Annotated in this window: 2 protein-coding genes; both read left to right on the top strand. The window is 43.3% G+C overall.

The features are described from left to right. On the top strand, nt 1-2,052 hold a 2,052-nt coding region (locus ACFIN0_RS09505; protein WP_375702422.1), incomplete at its 5' end, for a hemagglutinin repeat-containing protein. Further along, on the top strand, nt 2,049-2,450 hold the full coding sequence (locus ACFIN0_RS09510) for a hypothetical protein (RefSeq protein WP_375615477.1): 402 nt from the start codon (nt 2,049-2,051) through the stop codon (nt 2,448-2,450). The genes ACFIN0_RS09505 and ACFIN0_RS09510, both read left to right, overlap by 4 nt. Nucleotides 2,451-2,724: the final 274 nt, after the last annotated feature.

Here is a 2,724-nt window from a genome sequence, read left to right on the forward strand (position 1 = left end):
TCGTGGGGCAATCCACTGGATACGTTAAGCGGTTTGACCGAGGCTGGCGCATCTGGCAGTGTAACCGTGGGCTTTAAGACAGAGAAGGCAGAAGCCTCTGTTCAGACCTCTACTGCGGTAACAGGTACAATAGAAGCAGGACGCGCTGTTAATATGCAAGCCCACAAAGGCAGCATCCATGGTGTTGGAGCCGATATTATTGCTGGTACAAACCCGATGCAAAGCAATGATGAACAGAGCGGGAATATCACCATGGGAGCAGGTAAAGATATCATCTTTGAAAGTGCGCAAAATACGCAAAGCACAAAAAACCACACGCAAAGCGCTTCAATGAATGTTGGGTATAGTTATGGTACCGGTGGTACAGGGTGGATGGGGAATGCTTCTTTTGGTAAAGGCAAGGGTTCCAGTGAGGAGGTTCACCAGAAGAACAGCCATATTATTGGCACCGGCACAGTTCACACAACGAGTGGGGCAAACACCACATTGGCAGGCGCCGTGGTTTCTGGAGAGCGTGTAGAAATGGAAGTAGGGGGTGATTTTGCCATTACCAGCCGCAGTGATACGGGACAAAGTTCCAGCAAGCAAAACTCTGTTTCTGTTGGGTTTGGTGCTGGACAAACGGGTGGTGGGGGCTCCATGAGCGCCTCTTTCCAAAAGGATAAATCCTCTAGTGATTATCATAGTGTTGTGGAGCAATCAGGCATCAAAGCGGGTGATGGCGGCTTTAATATCATTGTTAAAGACAAAACAACGCTGACCGGAGGTATTATTGAAAGCACAGCCTCGGCGGACAAAAACAGCCTGACCACTGGAAGCATTAGCACCAGTGATATCAGCAACAGTGCCCATGCTAAAGCCAGCAGCCATGGGTTTAGCCTTTCTGGGAATGACACGATAAAAAACATTGCCAAGAATGTTTTAAATCACGGCAAAGCCAAGGATGCAGCAGAAGGGGAAACCAAATCTGCTATCAGTGATGGGACTATCATCCTTACTGATACAACTGGACAGAGGGCGATGGGGCAAGATGCTGGACAAATCATTGGCTCTCTCAACCGCAACACCGCAGCAGCACACCAAGCAGTAGGACAGCTAGATGTCGCACCGCTTGAGGATATATTGCGTAATCGTTTAGGTATGAGAAATAAATGGGTAGATGAATGGTTTGATATATGGGATGGGGTTCGTAAAATGGCATTTTATGTTGACCATCCAGTGGGTGAGGTTGCGCATGATGAAAATGGCAATGTCCTCTATTTAACCGATGAAAATGGAAAACCTATAAAAGGCAGTGATGGAAAATATATCACTCTGTATCACTTTTTAAAGCCAGAGGAAGAAAAGCATTTACAAAAAGGCCCTAATGGTGCTGTTTATATGTTCTACAATGGCATTTTTAATTCACCAGATGAAGCAGCCGGTAATGCTGTCCAATTGGCTGTTAATAAAAATGGTCCCCTTTATTTTACATACTTTCCCCAAGCTGATGATGTGCTGGTAGAATTAGGGGTAGCATATTATCAAAAGTTTTGGGAGGGTAGCACTTGGGGATTGAGTAATTCGACCAAGAAGTTCCAAGATTTTATCTATCGTTATGGCAATGACAATGCTATTGTTAGTGGGCATAGCCGGGGTACCTTAACAATACGCAATGGAGCAAATGACTTGCAAGAACATGGTATCCACAGTGTAGCCAAGAAAACAGACTTCTATCTTGTTGGAGCGGCTGCTCACATGCAATCGATGGCCAATACAGTAGATTATCTAAGCGATGGCGAAAAAAATTATATCTACATACAAGGTCATATGTTAGACCCCATTAGTACAGTGATTGGTTACAATTGGCCTACGGCTTATGGGGTACGTTCCAAACCATATGATTCATTACATCCGTTAATTCTACCCCTCAGAGAGATGGGGGGAGCGATCATCGGCTATAATCCTAGTACCCATAATTGTTATGCTGATGCAAGTGCTAAGTGTAAAAATGATTACGGTTCATTTGATTTTATAAAATTTTATTCCACGAGAACAGGGAACAAAAAATGAAAATACGATTTAACTTATTGAGCCTGCTCATTCTATTAAGTATTACTGGATGTGATATGGACAAATCTCCTCCAGGGGAAGTATATGGGTGGATCAAGCCAGGAGCAGACTTTACCGAGGTAGGAAAAGCCTTATTAGAATGTGGCATGCCACATCTTAATTATCTTGAGGCTGAAAATCAAAAGCTCAGCAATAATGATAATGCAACAATTTATGCTTGTATGATTCAAGCAGGATTCCGTGACAGATATGGCGGTCCATCTTGGTGTGTGAATCATTGGAGGGAAAACCTTCCGATTTGTCGACCAGGCGCGGTCATTCCGAAACGAAGTGTTGAAAAGCGCTTAAACAGCCCTTTTTGTAAAAGAAGTCCAGTACAACCTGAATGCAAACCTTAAGTTTTGTTTGTGATGACCGACAATCCCCACACTCACGTTTTTACATGCCTGTGCGGGATTGTTTCCTCAAGCAACCATTTCAATATTGTTCACCGTTGTTTAAACAGCGGTGACAGAAAATATCAACAAGCTTATGAGCTGTTTATTGTAAATAAATCCATTGAAAGAGGGGAAGAATGAAGAAAATCTTAAAACTATTGAGTTGTATAGCTCTGTTAAGTATCACTGGATGTGTTAACTCAATTCCCTCACTTTCTCCAGCATTATGGAGAAA

Origin of the sequence: Bartonella sp. AA89HNZF (assembly GCF_042196905.1) — a bacterium.
Lineage (GTDB): Bacteria > Pseudomonadota > Alphaproteobacteria > Rhizobiales > Rhizobiaceae > Bartonella.

Coding starts and splice junctions, on each gene's coding strand:
- ACFIN0_RS09510 (WP_375615477.1), top strand. CDS start 2,049: ATGAAAATACGATTTAACTTATTGAGCCTGCTCATTCTATTAAGTATT.